Raw genomic sequence first — 16,801 nt, 5'->3', positions numbered from 1 at the left:
ACAGCGTAGCGCTTGGATATCACTGCGTATTCCCATCTAGGTCTTCTGAAGAATGGCGGAGACGTTGATGGCGAGCGGATGGGCCCGGGACGGAGCGATCCTGGATCAGATCGACGATACGATCGCCGATGGCGTCCTGAGCGCCCGGGCGCGCATGCCCGCAGGCGAGGGCACCACCCATTGTGTCGAATGCGACGACGAGATCCCGGCCGCCCGCCGCAAGGCTTTACCGGGGGCGACCACCTGTGTCCGTTGTCAGACGGGGCGTGACAGCCGCGTCGTGTCGACGGGAATCAACCGCAGGGGAAGCAAGGACAGCCAGCTGCGCTAGGCGACACCCCCCGACACGGCCCGCTCACGGTTTCGGCAGAGGGGGAACCGCCCGAGCCCTGCGCCGTTTCGGCGCGGACCCGGAGAGTACCCAGTGATTTCCTACTTCTGCATTGTGAGCCTGCCGGGTGTTCCGGTCCGCGATATTGTAGTCCTCGCTGCGGAGAACGACGCCGCCGCAGAAGTGGCGATGAAGCGGTTGCTCACGCAATGGCCGGGTTATGAGACCATCGCGCTTTACGCGGGCGAGCGCAGCGTGACCGTCCTGTCCAATCCTGCCCTGGGCTTTCCGCCGGAGCCCTTTTCCATAGAGGCCGAGGCGGCGTGATCGGTGTCCGGATCACAATGCTCGGGGACTCGCTGACAGCCGGCTATGGCCTGCGCGCGAGTCAGGCGTTGCCGGTCCGGCTTTGTGAACAACTTGGCGTGCTGGGCCTGCCTGCCAGCGTGACGAACGCCGGTGTATCCGGAGACACCACGGCGGACGGCCTGCGCCGGGTGGATCGGGATGTTCCGGGAGACACCGAACTGTGCATCGTGGCGCTGGGCGCCAACGACCTGATGCAGATGGTCGCGCCGGATCGGGTCCGGTCCAATCTGGACGCCATCCTTTCGCGCCTGAAGGCGCGATCCATTCCGGCCATGGTGTGCGGCATGCGCGCGCCGCCCTGGTTCGGCTATTACGCCATGAGCTTCGACGGTGTTTTTCGGGACGTCGCCGACCGCCATGGGGCCGCGCTTGATCCTTTTCTGCTGGAAGGGATCGCCATGAACCCCGCCTATGCGCTGGCGGACCGCATTCATCCGAACGCCGAGGGCGTGGCCTTCATGGCGCGCCGGCTGGCGCCCAGGGTGGCCGATGTGCTGCGCCGCCAACCCGCAAGCGCCTGACGTAGGCATGCGGGTGTGTGGAGACCCGCGCCGCCGCCTACAATGAGGCAACCGTTCCAGCCAGACCGGCGTTTAACAGTCTAGCTGAAGCGAGAAAGCGCATGCCGTCACCTGCCGACCCTTCCACGACACAGGCCAAGTTTGGAATCTCCGGACTCGACGACATCCTGGGCGGCGGCCTGGATCGGGACCGGGTCTACCTGCTGGAGGGCAACCCGGGAACGGGCAAGACCACAGGCGCCATGCGATTCCTCATGGAGGGCGCCGCCAGGGGTGAAGCGACCCTCTACATCACCCTGTCGGAAACCGAGGCGGAACTGCGCAGCACAGCGCGGTCCCACGACTGGTCCCTGGATGGGGTGGAGATTTTCGAGCTCGTGCCGCCCGAGAGTCTGCTGGACGAGGATCAGCAGCAGAGCCTGCTGTATTCTTCGGATCTCGAACTGGGAGAGACGACGCGACTGATCCTGGACGCTGTGGAGCGGGTGAAGCCCACCCGGATCGTTATCGACAGCCTGTCGGAGATTCGCCTTCTGGCGCAGGGTTCGCTGCGGTACCGTCGCCAGGTCCTTGCGCTGAAGCACTACTTCGCCAATCACGGCGCCACCGTGCTGCTGCTGGACGACCTCACCACCGACGTGAACGACAAGACGGTCCACAGCGTGGCCCATGGCGTCATCCAGCTGGAGGAGCTGGCCCCGGAATACGGCTCTGAGCGGCGGCGGCTTCGTGTGATCAAGTATCGCGCTCGCAAGTATCGGGGCGGCTACCACGACTTCGTCATCCGGAGCGGCGGGCTGGAGGTGTTTCCTCGCATCGTCGCCGCCGAGCACCGCGTCGCCTTTGACCGCATCGCCGTCTCCAGCGGAATTTCCAAGCTGGACACGCTTCTGGGCGGTGGCATCGAGCGGGGGTCCAGCGCCCTGATCCTCGGCCCGGCCGGCACCGGCAAGTCGCTGTTCGCCATCCATTTCGCCGTCGCTGCAATCGCCCGTGGAGAACGGGCCGCCCTGTTCCTGTTCGATGAAGAACTGGGTTTGCTGTTCGATCGCATGCGCGGCATGGGCATCGATCTGGAGGCCCTTCAGCGGGATGAGACGCTGATCGTCGAACAGGTCGATGCGGCCGAGATGTCGCCCGGCGAGTTCGCGACCCGGGTCAAGCGCTGCGTCAGCGAGCAGAACATCCAGACGGTCGTGATCGACAGCCTGAACGGCTATCGGGTGGCCATGCCCGAGGAGCAGTTCCTGATCCTGCATATCCGCGAGCTGCTGCAGTATCTGAACCGCCAGGGCGCCTCGACCTTCCTCACGGTCGCCCAGCATGGCCTCGTGGGCAGTCTGTCGGCGCCGGTGGACGTGACCTATCTGGCGGATACGGTGGTGCTGCTCCGCTACTTCGAGTCGGCCGGAACGGTGCGGCGCGCGGCCTCGGTGATCAAGAAGCGGTCGGGCCAGCACGAGAAGGCCATCCGCGAATACACAATCACCGAGGACGGCCTGACGCTGGGCGAGCCGTTGACTGGTCTCCATGGCGTTCTCCGGGGCGTGCCCGACTTCTTTGGGGCCGGGTCGCCGTTGATGCGGGACGCCCCCGCATGAGCCCGCAGGCCCTGTCGGAACGGGCGCTCATCCTGGCACCAAAGGGTCGTGACGCGGATATCGCCCAGGCGATTCTGCGTGAAGCGGGGATTGCAGCCGAGATTTGCGCTGATCTGCCTGACCTGATCGCGCAAATGGAGAGGGAGGCCGGCGCAGCTGTGGTCGCTGACGAGGCATTGCGCAGCGCCGACCTCGCGCCGCTGGCGCACTGGATCGGCGCCCAGCCGCCCTGGTCCGATTTCCCGTTTTTGCTGCTGACCGTTCGTGGCGGCAGCATCGAGCGCAATCCCGCTGCGCAGCGCGCCTCGACCCTGCTGGGCAACGCCGCCTTTCTCGAGCGGCCGTTCCACCCCACCACCCTCGTCAGCGCGGTCCAGACGGCCCTGCGCGGGCGTCGGCGTCAGTACGAGGCGCGCGAGCGCATGGAGGACATCCGCCGGGCCGAGGCCCTGCTGGAGCGGCGCGTGCGCGAGCGCACCGCCGAGCTCGAATCCGCGAACCGCCAGCTTGCCGCGCAGATCATCGAAAGGGAGAGGGTGGAATCCGCGCTTCGTCAGGCCCAACGTCTGGAGGCGATCGGTCAGCTGACATCAGGCGTGGCCCACGACTTCAACAATCTGCTCACGGTCGTGCTCGGCAATGTGGAGCAGATGCAGAAGAAGGTCTCGGACCCGGCGCTGACCCGGCGGCTGGAGATGATGGCGGAGGCCTCGCGGCGGGGGGCTACGCTGACCGCGCAGATGCTGGCGTTCTCGCGACGCCAGAAGCTGGAGCTGCGGCCGGTCGATCTCAACGAGACGGTGACCGGTATGCGCGACCTGCTGGCCAGTTCGATCGGGGGCAGCGTGCAGATCCTGCCGCCGGACCTTGCCGACGATCTGTGGCCGGCCATGATCGATCCGACCCAGATCGAGCTGGTGATCCTGAATCTGGCGATCAACGCCCGCGATGCGATGGACGTGGGCGGCTCCCTGACCATCCGCACGCGTAACGTGGCGCTTGACCGGGGCCAGGATGACCTGCCGGCCGGCGAGTTCGTGGTGGTGTCGGTGACGGATACGGGCTCCGGCATGAGCGAAGACGTGCTGGCCAAGGCCTTCGAACCCTTCTTCACCACCAAGCCGGTCGGCCAGGGGTCTGGACTGGGCCTGAGTCAGGTCTTTGGACTGGCCAAACAGGCCGGAGGCGGGGTGAAGATCGTCTCGGCGGTCGGGGAAGGGACCACCATTGAGGTCTATCTGCCCCGAGCTCAAGCCGAAGTCGGGCGTTCTGAGCCGCCCCCGGTCCGGCACATGCCCCGACGGGGTGAGCAGCGCCGGGTGCTAGTCGTGGACGACGACGACGCCGTCCGCGAAGTCGCCGCCGGCTACCTCGGGGAACTGGGCTATGAGGTGGTTCAGGCCGGCAGCGGGGGTGCGGCGCTTGAGCATTTCGCCAAGGGGCAGGAACCCAGGGCCGTGCTCATGGACTTCGCCATGCCCGGCATGAACGGGCGTGAACTGGCCCGTGAGATCGGCAAGCATCACCCGGGAATTCCTGTTGTTTTCGTAACCGGTTATGCCGACGCCGAGGCCTTTCGCGACACGGATCCGACCATGATCCTGCGCAAGCCCTACACCCGCAGCGAGTTGGCCGAGGCGATGGATCGGTGCATGGCGCCAGCAAGCTGAACCTGCTTTTGCAGCGCGGTCACGCGGTCGTCAGCCAAGTGGGTGTCGGCATCGCCTGGTGGGCGTCGCTGATGGCCTGGGACCAGCGAGCGCCCAGTTCCCGGAAATAGGGATCCTCCGCCTCGATCCGTCGCTGATCGCTTTTCAGGGCGTCGCGCGGAAGGGTAATGAGGTCGAACGGGGGACCCACCGCCACATTGGAGCGGACGGTGGAATCGAACGAGATCAGGCCCAGCTTCACCGCATCGGACAGGGGCGTTCTGGTATTCAGGGCGCGGTCGAGGATCGGCTTGCCGTATTTGAACTCGCCGATCTGCATATAAGGCGTGTCAGGCCCGCACTCGATGAAATTACCCTGGCTGTAGATCAGATAGAGCCCCAGAGCGCCGCCCGCGACCTGGCCGCCCATCAGCACAGTGGCGCTTATGTCCACCGCCTCGGCCTCTAGCGAGGGGGCGATGTTCTCGCGCACGCTTTTCACCGCATGACCGACCAGCTGGGCGGCCCGGAACAGGGTCGGCGCGGTGTGCAGGGTCTCGACCTCGTCGGAGTCCGCCATGCGGATGCCTTCGCGGACCATGGCCAGAGCAGTCTGGGTGACCGACAGATTGCCGGCCGTGGCCAGGGCGATGACCCGCTCGCCGGGTGTCTCGACTACATGCAGCTTCTTGTAAGACGAGATGTTGTCGACGCCCGCGTTGGTGCGGGTGTCAGCCATCATGGCCAAGCCTTCGTTCACCAGCATGCCGACGCAATAGGTCATGAATAGTCGCCTGACTCGAAGCCCCAGCCAGCCATAACCGATTCGAGGGCGATGCGATCCATGACGCTCATTTCGGCCAGACGGTCTGACGGCCGCCGGACTGCTGGGCCTGCTGCTGGCTCTGGGACTGGCGGAGGTCGCGCACGTCCAGCTTGACGCTGAGGCGCTCACCGCCGCCGCCATAGCTGGTTCCTCGCACGGGGGCGGCGCCCAGATAGTCGGGACCCGAGGCGATCCGGACATAGGACTCGGATGGGCTGACCCCGTTGGCCGGGTCGAAGCCCACCCAGCCGAGACCGTCCACATGGGCCTCGGCCCAGGCGTGGGCGGCCTCCTGATCTGTCTCGCCGTCCATGCGCACCATGTGGCCGGAAACGTAGCGGGCCGGCACCCCGAGGCGACGGGCCACGGCGATGAAGACGTGAGCGTGATCCTGACAGACGCCGCGCCCCTCGGCGAAGGCCTGGGCGGCGGTGTGGGTGGCCGAAGTGACGCCCACCTCGAAGGTGATCCTCTGGTGCAGGGCGGCCATGATGGCGTGCAGTTGTTCCAGCCCCCACCGGTCGCGGAAGGTTTCGGCAAAGGCGATGAGAGCGGCGTCGCAGGTGGTCAGAGGGGTATTGCGCAGGAACACCAGCGGCGAAAGGCGCTCGGGCCAGCCGCTCATCACCCCGCCGGTGTCGGTGGTCGTGACCTCGCCGGCCACCCGTACGGTGAGGCTGTCGGCGGGCTGTTCGGTGTAGAGGGTATGCAGGATGTTGCCGAAGGCGTCCTCGGACTGGCGCAGGCGGGCGTCCACGTCGGTCTCGATGCGCCAGCGCTCCACCTGCTGGCCGTCGCAGGACCTGGGCGTCAGGCGCAGCACCTGGATGATGAAGCGCGCGGCCTGATCATAGCTGTAGGTGGTGGCGTGATCGATCCGGATGCGCATGGTCAGCTCAGATACTGTTCGCTGATGGCCTGACCGAGGCGGTTGTTCTGGTCCAGAAACGCCTGGATGTACTCGTGCAGGCCGGACTGGAAGATGCGTTCGATGGTGGCCTCCTCGAACTGCATCAGCCGGGTGTTCGCGATGCGCTGGGACAGGCCCCGACGACCGTAGTCGGCGGCCAGAAGCTCCAGACAGCTGACGATCTCGGATTGGCAGCTGGCGAGAGAACGCGGCATCTGGCGGTTCAGCACCAGCAGATCCGCGACCAGCCACGGCTTGACGTTGTCCCGGTAGACCCAGCGATAGGCCGTCAGGGCCGAAACCTCCCGCAACAGGGTGGTCCACTGGAAATAGTCCAGCTGGCCGCCGACCCGCTCGCCCTCGGGCAGCAGCAGGTGGTATTTCACGTCCAGCAGACGGGCGGTGTTGTCGGCCCGCTCCACCGCTGCGCCCAGCTTCAGGAACCAGTAGGCGTCGTTCCTCAGCATGGTCCGCGACGAGGCTCCCTCCACAGAGAGGGTGACGGTCTTGACCCATTCAAGGAAGTTCACGAACTCGTCGCGCCGCGCCGGACGGCCCTGATCCGCCAGGCCGTTCCAGGCGCCGTTGATGGCTTCCCAAAGTTCCACCGTCAGGGCGGTGCGCACCGACCGGGCATTAGTGCGGGCGCGGGTGATGCATGCGGTGATGGACGAGTCGTTGTCGGGGGCAAAGGCCAGGAACTCGCGCACCGACCGTTCATTGGGGGCGGCGCCGAGGGCGGCGAACGCGTCGCCCATGCCGGCGGATGCCACCGCGCCGGCCCAGACGCCCTCGCTGGCGCCTTCGCGGGTGGGAATGGCGGCCAGGCGCAGGGTGGCCTCGAGAATGCGCGCCAGATAGTCGGCCCGCTCGATGTAGCGGCCAGTCCAGAACAGGCTGTCGGCGGTGCGTGAAAGCATCAGTCCTCCAGCACCCAGGTGTCCTTGGTCCCGCCGCCCTGGCTGGAGTTCACCACCAGCGAGCCCGCCTTGAGCGCGACGCGGGTCAGGCCGCCGGGCGCCGCCTTGATGCCCTGCGGCGAGGACAACACGAAGGGGCGCAGGTCCACATGGCGGCTGGCCAGTTCTCCCTGGTCCAAGGTCGGGGCCGTGGACAGGGACAGGGTCGGCTGGGCGATGAAGTCGTCCGGGTCGGCGATCAGTTTCTTGCGAAAATCCTCGATCTCGGCCTTGGTCGAAGCGGGGCCCACCAGCATGCCGTAGCCGCCAGAGCCGCCCACCTCCTTGACGACCAGTTCATCCAGCCTGCCGAGAACTTCCTTCAGCGCCTCTGGCTCGCGGCATCGCCATGTGGGGACGTTCTTGAGGATCGACTCTTCGCCGGTGAAGAAGCGGATGATCTCGGGCATGTAGGTGTAGACCGCCTTGTCGTCGGCGACGCCGGTTCCGGGCGCGTTGGCCAAGGTGACCGTGCCGGCCTGATAGGCGGTCATGAGGCCGGGGACCCCGAGGGCGGATGCCGGTTCGAATGTCAGGGGGTCCAGCCAGACATCATCCACCCGGCGATAGATCACGTCCACCCTTTGGGGCCCCTGCGTCGTGCGCATGAAGACAAAGCCGTCGTCCACGAACAGGTCGGCGCCTTCGCAAAGCTCCACGCCCAGCTTGTCGGCCAGGAACGAGTGCTCGTAGTAGGCCGAGTTGTACTGACCCGGGGTCAGGACCACGATGTTCGGATCGGCCCCGGCGCCGGACGGGGCGCAGGCGCGCAGGCTGTCCAGCAGCATGTCTGCATAGGTTTCGACCGGCCGGACCGGGTATTCGGCGAACAGGTCCGGAAACAACCGCATCATCATCTCGCGGTTCTCCAGCATGTAGGAGACCCCGGACGGAGTGCGGACATTGTCTTCCAGCACATAGAAACCTTGCTCGTCGGTGCGGACCAGGTCTACCCCGGCGATATGAACCCAGATGTCGCCAGGCGGGCGACGACCCTGCATCTCGGGGCGGTAGCAGGAATTTGTAAGCACCAGCTCTGGCGGGATGATCCCGGCCTTCAGGCACTCCTGAGGACCGTAGATGTCCCTGAGGAAGGCGTTCAGCGCGCCCACGCGCTGGACCAGGCCGGCCTCCAGTCCCGCCCATTCCGCCGCTCCGATGATGCGCGGCACGACGTCGAAGGGGATCAGGCGTTCGCTGGACGCGGCCTCGCCGTAGACGGCAAAGGTGATCCCCATGCGGCGAAAAAAAAGCTCAGCCTGACGGGACCGGGCCTGCAGCAGATCGGGCGGCGCCTCGGCCAGCCAGCGGGCGAGCGCTTCATAGCTCTCACGGACGACGCCCGGCCCGCCGTTCCCCGTCATTTCATCAAAAACTATCCCCATCCCCGAAGGCTAACCATGACCTCGAGCCGCGGACAACGGCGGAAGTGAAAGAAATGTTGCAGTGCGGCATGCGCGTGGGCGTGCTCCGGGATCGGATGAAGCCGCCGCCAGGAAGCGCTGCGGGACGCGCCAGGCGGGCATCGAGCCCAGGATGGATCCGGTCCCGAAACAGGTGTGCCGGCGGCAGGGGTCGTTACGAAAGCGACGCCGATCCGTCTTGGAAGTTGCGCGCGGATGTCATCCCTCTGCGATGGGAGGGCGGCCGCGACCATGCTTTAGCCTCCGATGGGCCACTGGCTTTGAGCCGGCGCGGCCCTCGCCTGGACACCTGGGAAACTATCCGCGAGGACAACCATGATCTTCTCCCGTTACGCTGTGGCTGCCGTCGTCGGCCTGGTCGGCATATGCTGGGGCGCCGACGGTCTGGCTCAGGAGTCCAGCGGTCAGCGGCCGCGCAACGTCATCCTGATGATCGCCGATGGCCAGGGCTTCAACGGCTGGCTGGCCACCGACTACTACTCTCACGGGGAGGCCGGCAAGGAGCCCTACATGCGCCCCCGGCCCGACGGCACACGTCCGCACGTGGGCGCCGTGATGACCGGTTCATTGCAGATGTTCGATGGAGCGGGCGCCGAGACTCGTGTGGCCGCCGAGGCGCGATCCGTGCGCCGGATGCCTTATGACCCGACGACCCGCTGGGCGGATTTCGGGTCGGTGAGCCAGGCCACGGATTCCGCCGCCGCCTCGACCGTGCTGCATACGGGCCGTCGCACCACAAATACTCGCCTGGGGTTGGCTTGGGACGGGGAGACCCGGTTGACCTCCGTGGCGGCCCTCGCGCGACGCCAAGGCATGGCAACGGGCGCGGTGACCAGCGTGCAGTTCGCGCACGCCACGCCCGCCGGAGCCGGAGTCCAGACGGCGAGCCGCCATGACTACGACGAGGTCGCCCGCCAGATGCTGGATGGCCGTCTGGACGTGGTCATGGGCGCCGGTCACCCACTCTTTGACGATGACGGACGGCCAGTCGCGCCGGACGCTGTTCCGGATGAAGCGTGGGAATGGGCGGGCGGGCGCGACTATGTCGAGCGCCTTTTGGCCGAGGGTCGTAGCCCGGGGGGGCTGACCCTGATCCAGAACCGCGAGGACTTCGAACGCCTGGCGCAAGCCGGTCCGAGCGAGCACGGTGGCATGGAGCCGCTGGTGGGTCTGACCCAGGTCCGTCAAACCCTGCAGTTCAGGCGCGCCGACGGCGCTGACCTGATTGACGGCACGCCCACCCTGTCGGTCATGGCCCAGGGCGCCCTGAACCGCTTGTCCGCAAGCCCGAAGGGCTTCTTCGTCATGATCGAGGGGGGGGCGGTCGACTGGGCCAATCACGCTAACAACGCCGGTCGGATGGTCGAGGAGCACGCGGCCTTCAACGAGGCGGTCAATGCCGTGGTCGACTGGGTCGAGGCCTACTCGAGCTGGGACGAGACCCTGCTGATCATCACTGCAGACCATGAGACGGGAATGCTGTGGGGACCGGGGGCCTGGACGGACGTGGATGGCGACGGCGTCTGGAGTGAGGGCGACACTTTCCATGACTATGCCCTTCCTTCCAACAACGGGCAGGGCCAGATTCCGGGGGTCAGCTATGGGTCGCCGCATCACACCAACGAGCTCGTGCCTCTGTTCGCCATGGGTGTAGGGGCGTCTATGTTCGAGGGCATGAGTCTGCGGGACGAGGGCGCCCGTCGCCTGTGGGGCGAAGCCTACGACTGGGACGGCGGCTACGTGGACAACACAGACGTTTTCCTAGTTATGCACGCCGTCATGACAGGAGCTGCTGAATAGCAGAATTGGTATTCTCGTAAATCCGAAGAAATTCCGATCACTCTCAAAAAACAAGCTATTTGGTTATGCGTGTAATGTTCGTCCGAATACGAATTGGTTAGCGGAACTATTTGGAAAATAGTGACGTATTCGGACGTAATTTTACGAAAACTTGTCTTGAGAAGAAAAAATAGCAGCCCTATCGGCCTCGCATCGGCTTTCGGCAGGAAGGCCGCATTCGGGGATATACAAATGAAGAAGAGATTTCTGGCTTCCACGGCCTTGGCCGTGGCGGCTGTTTCGCCGTTCGCCGCCTTCGCCCAGTCTGCCGACCCGTCTTCGGCCGGTCCTGACGCCGCTGTCACCGTCGATGAGATCATCGTCACCGGCAGCTACCGCCGCAGCCTGGAGGAGGCCATCGACATCAAGCGTGACAACATCGGGTTTTCCGATTCCATCGTTGCGACGGACGTGGTCAATTTCCCGGAGCAAAACTTGGCGGAGGCGCTTCAGCGCGTTCCCGGCGTAACCATCGACCGGAACCGCGGTCTGGGCGGGCGGGTCATGGTGCGGGGCCTGCCCAGCGAGTTCACCCACGTTTCGATCAATGATCTGGCCACGGCCTCAGGCAGCGGCGGGCGCGAAGTCGAGTTCGACATCTTCGCTTCCGAGATCATCCAGCAGGTCACCGTCCAGAAGTCCCCGACCGCCTCGGATGAGGAAGGCGGCATCGCCGGCTCTGTCAACATCTCCACCGCTCGGCCGTTCGACTATGCAGGGCGCACCTTCGTCGCCGCCGTCGAGGGGGCGCACAACTCCATCTCGGAAGAGATCGACCCGCGCTTCTCATTCCTGGCCAGCGATACCTGGGGCGACTGGGGCGCGCTGGTTTCGTTTTCGTCGGCGCAGCGGACCAACCGCACGGACTCCAACTCCGGCATCAACTTCCGTCCCATGTTCCGCTTCCTCGAGGCGACCGGCGCACGCTCGGATCAGGCGGCTGCGGTGCTTGAGCGGGACGCCGGCGTGATCGTGCAGGATCGCCGGGATCGCGACGAGACGGGTCGCATCATCTTCCAGGACAAGGTTGGTGACCGGGCCTATCTGACCGAACAGGACAAGTGGGGGGCGACCCTGTCGCTGCAATACCGTCCGTCCTCCAATTTCAGCCTGACCTTTGACGCCATGCTGGGCGGCTTCGACACCGTCGAGGACGAATACGATGCGGCGGCCTATTCAGCCTCCAGCCGAAGCACGCTGGAGACCATCCACGAGTACGACGACACCACCCTGGCCGAGTACGGCATGATCATCCTGCGGGACGTGTCGTACACCGCCACCCAGCATGAGTTCCTGAGCAAGGAGATCATCAACGAGACCGACTACGCCCAGTTCGGCCTGACCATGAACTGGAGCGGCGACAACTGGGACATGAACGCGCTCGTCGGCTACTCCGGCGCCGAGGGCACCCGCGACTACGCCAACCTGAAGCACGTTGCCTATGCGCCGTCGCGCACGCGCTGGACCGAGCGGGGCGGGGAGACCATCCCCAGCGCCAATCCTGCGACCATCGACATGTACGACGCGCCCGACAGCTACCTGTTCGAAGCCTACGAGACCACATTCGAAAGGATCACGGACGACAAGTACGCGGGCCAGATCGACTTCACCCGCCATTTCGACCTTCAGGCCTTCCCCGCCCTGTCCAGCGTCCAGGTCGGCGCGCGCTACACAGATCGATCCACCGAGCGGCAGTACGGGGCGCTGAATATCCAGGGCCCCGGACCGGGAGATTCGTCCTGGGTCAACACCCGCACCCTCGCGGACAGTCCGTTGACGCCCATCGCCGATCTGGTTCCGGGCGGCGCCTACAGCGCCCGGGACCTGACCTGGAGCCAGGTCTCCAACGACTATGCGCGCAGCACCTTCCGCTACGACGGCTTCTTCACGCCGTTCGACCCGGGCCAATATTATGAGGTCGGCGAAGAGGTGGTCAGCCTGTACGCCATGGCCGACTTCAACTTCGCCCTCGGCAACGTTCCGGTCTTCGTCAACGCCGGCGCCCGCTATGTGGACACCACGGTGGTGTCCTCCGGCTTCCACCAGATCCAGAATCCGGACGGCTCGACGGGTTATACGCCGGATCCGGTCACCAGCGAGGGCGGGTACAGCGAAGTGCTGCCCAGCCTGAACTTCCATGCCGACCTCACGAACAACCTCGTGCTGCGCGGCGCGGCGTCTGAGACCCTGATGCGTCCGGCCCTGACAGACCTGGCCTACCGCCGCACGGCCAGCTGGAACTCGTTCCGGTTCACCGATGGCAATCCCGCGCTGGAACCCACCTATGCGACCCAGTGGGAGATCGGTCTGGAGCGGTACTTCGACAACGGCGGCCTTCTGGCGGTGTCCTACTTCTGGAAAGAGATCGAGGGCGTCGTCCGCAACGAACTGACCGGCGTCGTCCGGGGCGTGACCAAGTACAATGCCAACGGCACGATCGACGGCGTCTATGACTTCGATGTCTATCAGCCGGTGAACGCCGAGGGGTCGTACGAGGTCAGCGGCATTGAGCTGGTGGCTGTCATGCCGCTGGATGTCCTGCACAGCAGCCTGCAGGGCTTCGGCATCAACGCCAACTACACCCTGCTCGACAGCTCTCTCACCGGAGAATCGGATCTGGGCATCCCGACCCCGCCGGTCGGGCTGGCGGAGACCACCTACAACCTGACGCTCTACTACGAGAACAGCCGCTTCGACGCCCGGGTGTCCTACAACTACAAGGACGACTACGTCGAAGCCATCGGTTACGAGATGTATCCGATCTGGCGCGCCGGCTACGGCCAGACCGACATTTCCATGAGCTACAATCTGACCGACTGGGCCCAGATCAGCCTCAAGGGGATCAACATCACCGACGAGGCGACCGAGGGCTACACCATGGATCCCTCGTTCCCCACCATGTACGAGCGGTCGGGACGTCGCGTGAGCCTCGGCCTGCGCATGAGCTTCTGATCCGCGCTGGATAAGCAAGCCTGAAGTAGAGAAGGCCGATCCCGGGTCCGGGGTCGGCCTTTGCAATTTTGCGGGGCAAGGTCGGCGAGGAGGCGCCTTATCCCCCGCCGCGACATCCGCGGCCCTTTTCCGCGACCCTGCAGATGCTAGACCGGCCCCATGGCGTTGCATCTGATCAAGCTGTGCGTGGGCGTGTCCGAGATCGAGTGGCTGGAGACGCGGGCGGCCTCGGGCCGGCCGCTGATCGTGCACACCCGCATGACGCCCAAGCGGGCGGCCGAGATCGAGGACGGCGGCTCGCTGTACTGGGTCATCAAGGGCGTAGCGGGATGCCGCCAGCCGATCCTCGACATCACGACGCTGGGCGAGGGCAAGACCAGCCGCTGCGAGATCACCCTGGAGCCGCGCGTCATCCGCACCGCGCCGCTGGCCCGGCGGCCGTTTCAAGGCTGGCGTTATCTGGAAGCGAAAGACGCGCCGACGGACCTGACCACGGCGGAGGCGACGGATCTGCCCCAGGATCTGGCGAAGGCGCTGCGCGAAATGGGGGCCTGGTAAGGCGAAAACCTCATCTGCGATCATGGCGATCGGCGCATAATCGTTGTTCCACCGCCCCCGTTTGCCTATCTTGTTGAAATGAACACGCGCTGGACCCCCGATAGCTGGAGATCGAAACCCGTCAGGCACATGCCGACGGACTATCCCGACATGGCCGCCCTGGAACGGGTGGAGGACGAGTTGCGCGCCATGCCGCCGCTGGTCTTTGCGGGCGAGGCGCGCAACCTGAAGGATCGACTGGCGCAGGTGGAGGCGGGCAACGCCTTTCTGCTGCAGGGCGGGGACTGCGCCGAGAGCTTCAAGGAATTCTCCACCGACAACATCCGCGACACCCTGCGGCTGATCCTGCAGATGGCGGTGGTGCTGACCTTCGCCGGGCGCAAGCCCGTGGTGAAGGTGGGCCGCATCGCCGGCCAGTTCGCCAAGCCCCGCTCGTCGGCGGTGGAGCAGGTCGGCGACGTGGAGCTGCCCAGCTATCGCGGCGATATCATCAACGGCATGGGCTTCACGCCCGAGGAGCGCCTGCCCGATCCGCAGCGCCTGCTGAAGGCCTATCACCAGTCCAGCGCCACCCTGAACCTGCTGCGCGCCTTCGCGGGTGGGGGCTATGCGGACCTCTACAACATCCACCGCTGGACCCTGGGCTTCGCGGCCGAGAACGCCTATGGCGCTAAATACCGGGACCTGGCCGACAAGATCAGCGAGGCCCTGGCCTTCATGGCGGCGGTGGGCGTGACGCCGGAGACCCATCCGGATCTGAGCCGGGTGGAAATCTTCACCAGCCACGAGGCCCTGCTGCTGAATGTGGAATCCGCCATGACGCGGCTGGACGGCGCAACGGGCGAGTGGTTCGACACCTCGGCCCACATGCTGTGGATCGGCGAGCGCACGCGCCAGCTGGACGGCGCCCACGTGGACTTCATGAAGGGGATTTCCAACCCCATCGGGGTCAAGTGCGGCCCGACCATGGAGCCGGACGACCTGCTGCCCCTGATCGACGCCCTGAACCCGGACAACATCCCCGGCCGCCTGACCCTGATAGGGCGCTTCGGCGCGGACAAGGTGGGCGACCGCCTGCCAGCCTTGATGGCCGCCACCAAGGCCGAGGGCAAGCGGGTGATCTGGTCCATCGACCCCATGCACGGCAATACGCTGAAGGCGTCCACCGGCTTCAAGACCCGGCCCTTCGACCGCATTCTGGGCGAGGTGCGCAGCTTCATCGATGTGGCCGAGGCCGAGGGCGTGCACCCGGGCGGGGTCCATCTGGAGATGACCGGCCAGAACGTCACCGAATGTCTGGGCGGCGCCCAGGCGGTGACCGAGGACGACCTGTCCAGCCGCTATCACACCCACTGCGACCCGCGCCTGAACGCCGACCAGGCGCTGGAGCTGGCCTTCCTGGTGGCGGAGCGGCTGAAGTCGGGCCGGGTGGAGACGTCCGAGGCGGCGTGACACCTTCTCCCGATGGGAGAAGGGGGAACCCGCGTACGAAGGCGCGAAAGCGGCTTCGTTCTGACGCGGGGGATGAGGGGCGGGCGCCTCATAGGAAACACCGGACCCTCACCCTGCGCGCCAAGGAGCGGCCTGCTTCGCATTCCGCTGCGCGCATCCCTCTCCCATCGGGAGAGGGCGTTCGATCAGGCGAACAGCCGCGCCACCGTATTGATCGCCTGTTCCGCCTCGGCGCGGTCCGCGACCTCCTCCTCGATCCCGTAGCCGTACATGTCACTGCCGCCCAAGGCCTGGACGACGATGCCGTCGGGGCGGGGGACGACCGAGACGCCGCTGTAATAGAGGCTGTAATCGACCTCCGGCTGGGGGGCGAGCCAGGCGATCTGGCCGCGCACGGGGGTGAGGGTGTCGTCGCCCCACAGGTCGCGGGCGCCGTAGCCGGTGCAATTGACAACCACCGGTTCGGACAGGCGCGCGAGGTCGGCAGGGGTGTGGAAGGTCATCTGCTGGATACGGCCGCCCTCGCGCAGAAAATCGTCGGTGAGGCGCGCGGCCAGGGCGGCCACATTGAAGGTCATGGTGAGGCCGAGGCGCGCCTGGGCGACCGGGAAGGGGTGCTCGTGCGGCACCAGCGGGCGGGAGCGCGAGCCCAGGTCGCGCACGCGGCTGGAATAGTTGGCGAATTCGATGCCCGATTGGTCCGGGTCCGGCGCTGGCGGGCTTCCGCCGGGGCGTGGGGCGTCGCGCAGCATGTAGTTGTCGTTCCAGAACACCGGGCGGCCGGGCAGGCCCACATAGGTCTGGTGCATGGCCCAGGAGTCGCGGGCCATGCGCTCCCAGACGTCGCCGAAGGCGGCGGGGGCCCGGGCCACGTCGGCGATGCGGGAATCCGGCGACCAGACACCGGTGGCGCGGGCTGAGCGGGTCTGGGCTGTGCGCTCGGCGGCGTAGATGCTGACCCGGGCTCCGGCCCGTTGCAGGGTCAGGGCGGCGGTCAGGCCCAGCGCGCCGCAGCCGATGACGGCGATGTCGCGATGCCCGCCCTCGAGCGCATTGGCCGCCGCGATGCGGGCCGAGCCCCAGGCCAGTGACCAGCCGCTGCCGCCGTGGCCGTAGTTGTGCACCACCCGCTTGTCGCCGACCGTCTCCACATCGAGGCGCGGCCCGGCGGCGCGGAAGGGGCGCAGGCAGACGGTCATGTGGGTGAGCCGGGACATGTCCATGCGCAGCGGCGCCAGGATGCGCGGCTGGAAGCCGGGACGGGACGGGGCCGGGGAGGCGGGGGAGGTGGTGGCGCATCCCGCCAGACCCGCCGTGCCCAGACCGCCCAGTCCTGCGATCACATTGCGGCGGCTGCTGGCGAGGATCATGGGCGGGCTCCGTGAGGTGTCACGAAGATGAGCCGGGCTG

Annotated in this window: 14 protein-coding genes; 9 read left to right on the top strand and 5 right to left on the bottom strand. The window is 66.2% G+C overall.

Annotated elements, in window-relative coordinates; all coding sequences use genetic code 11:
- Positions 1 to 67 precede the first annotated feature (67 nt).
- The 5 genes from ACK4SE_RS02985 to ACK4SE_RS02965 all read left to right on the top strand — a co-directional run bounded on the left by ACK4SE_RS02985 (position 68) and on the right by ACK4SE_RS02965 (position 4,492).
- Positions 68 to 331 carry a DksA/TraR family C4-type zinc finger protein gene (locus ACK4SE_RS02985; RefSeq protein WP_409688685.1) on the top strand — a complete coding sequence of 88 codons (264 nt, stop codon included), beginning with the start codon at positions 68 to 70 and terminating at the stop codon, positions 329 to 331.
- A gap of 93 nt (positions 332 to 424) precedes the next feature.
- Complete coding sequence (locus ACK4SE_RS02980) at positions 425 to 658, top strand: hypothetical protein (RefSeq protein WP_409688567.1); 234 nt, start codon at positions 425 to 427, stop codon at positions 656 to 658.
- 17 nt (positions 659 to 675) lie between these two features.
- Positions 676 to 1,221, top strand: a complete 546-nt coding sequence (locus ACK4SE_RS02975) for an arylesterase (protein WP_409688564.1) — start codon at positions 676 to 678, stop codon at positions 1,219 to 1,221.
- 101 nt (positions 1,222 to 1,322) lie between these two features.
- Positions 1,323 to 2,822: an ATPase domain-containing protein gene (locus ACK4SE_RS02970; protein ID WP_409688562.1), complete on the top strand. Its 1,500-nt coding sequence runs from the start codon at positions 1,323 to 1,325 to the stop codon at positions 2,820 to 2,822.
- Complete coding sequence (locus ACK4SE_RS02965; protein WP_409688559.1) at positions 2,819 to 4,492, top strand: response regulator; 1,674 nt, start codon at positions 2,819 to 2,821, stop codon at positions 4,490 to 4,492. Before ACK4SE_RS02970 ends, ACK4SE_RS02965 begins: the two co-directional genes overlap by 4 nt.
- 19 nt (positions 4,493 to 4,511) lie before the next feature.
- On the opposite strand, the gene ACK4SE_RS02960 is transcribed toward ACK4SE_RS02965, so the two are convergent.
- From ACK4SE_RS02960 to ACK4SE_RS02945, 4 genes are all read right to left on the bottom strand, one after another.
- Positions 4,512 to 5,255, bottom strand: coding sequence for a peptidase (locus tag ACK4SE_RS02960; RefSeq protein WP_409688556.1), 744 nt, complete (start codon positions 5,253 to 5,255; stop codon positions 4,512 to 4,514).
- A 67-nt stretch (positions 5,256 to 5,322) separates the two neighbouring features.
- Positions 5,323 to 6,186, bottom strand: coding sequence for a transglutaminase domain-containing protein (locus tag ACK4SE_RS02955; RefSeq protein WP_409688553.1), 864 nt, complete (start codon positions 6,184 to 6,186; stop codon positions 5,323 to 5,325).
- A 2-nt stretch (positions 6,187 to 6,188) separates the two neighbouring features.
- On the bottom strand, positions 6,189 to 7,127 hold the full coding sequence (locus tag ACK4SE_RS02950) for an alpha-E domain-containing protein (protein WP_409688550.1): 939 nt from the start codon (positions 7,125 to 7,127) through the stop codon (positions 6,189 to 6,191).
- On the bottom strand, positions 7,127 to 8,551 hold the full coding sequence (locus tag ACK4SE_RS02945) for a circularly permuted type 2 ATP-grasp protein (RefSeq protein ID WP_409688547.1): 1,425 nt from the start codon (positions 8,549 to 8,551) through the stop codon (positions 7,127 to 7,129). Before ACK4SE_RS02945 ends, ACK4SE_RS02950 begins: the two co-directional genes overlap by 1 nt.
- Before the next feature lie 354 nt (positions 8,552 to 8,905).
- Between ACK4SE_RS02945 and ACK4SE_RS02940 the strand changes: the two genes are divergently transcribed.
- From ACK4SE_RS02940 to ACK4SE_RS02925, 4 genes are all read left to right on the top strand, one after another.
- On the top strand, positions 8,906 to 10,390 hold the full coding sequence (locus ACK4SE_RS02940; RefSeq protein WP_409688544.1) for an alkaline phosphatase: 1,485 nt from the start codon (positions 8,906 to 8,908) through the stop codon (positions 10,388 to 10,390).
- Positions 10,391 to 10,621: 231 nt separating this feature from the next.
- Positions 10,622 to 13,381: a TonB-dependent receptor gene (locus ACK4SE_RS02935; protein ID WP_409688541.1), complete on the top strand. Its 2,760-nt coding sequence runs from the start codon at positions 10,622 to 10,624 to the stop codon at positions 13,379 to 13,381.
- 159 nt (positions 13,382 to 13,540) lie between these two features.
- Positions 13,541 to 13,939 (top strand): DUF1489 family protein, encoded by a 399-nt coding sequence (locus ACK4SE_RS02930; RefSeq protein WP_409688538.1) that lies wholly within the window; start codon positions 13,541 to 13,543, stop codon positions 13,937 to 13,939.
- A 78-nt stretch (positions 13,940 to 14,017) separates the two neighbouring features.
- A complete protein-coding gene (locus ACK4SE_RS02925; protein WP_409688535.1) occupies positions 14,018 to 15,391 on the top strand; it encodes a class II 3-deoxy-7-phosphoheptulonate synthase in 1,374 nt (457 codons plus the stop codon).
- 185 nt (positions 15,392 to 15,576) lie between these two features.
- On the opposite strand, the gene ACK4SE_RS02920 is transcribed toward ACK4SE_RS02925, so the two are convergent.
- Positions 15,577 to 16,761 carry an FAD-dependent oxidoreductase gene (locus tag ACK4SE_RS02920; RefSeq protein ID WP_409688532.1) on the bottom strand — a complete coding sequence of 395 codons (1,185 nt, stop codon included), beginning with the start codon at positions 16,759 to 16,761 and terminating at the stop codon, positions 15,577 to 15,579.
- Positions 16,762 to 16,801 lie beyond the last annotated feature (40 nt).

It is taken from the genome of Brevundimonas sp., from assembly GCF_046293315.1.
GTDB lineage: Bacteria > Pseudomonadota > Alphaproteobacteria > Caulobacterales > Caulobacteraceae > Brevundimonas.
The sequence above is the reverse complement of the archived record's forward strand: the minus strand, read 5'-3'. Positions and strand labels throughout refer to the sequence as shown.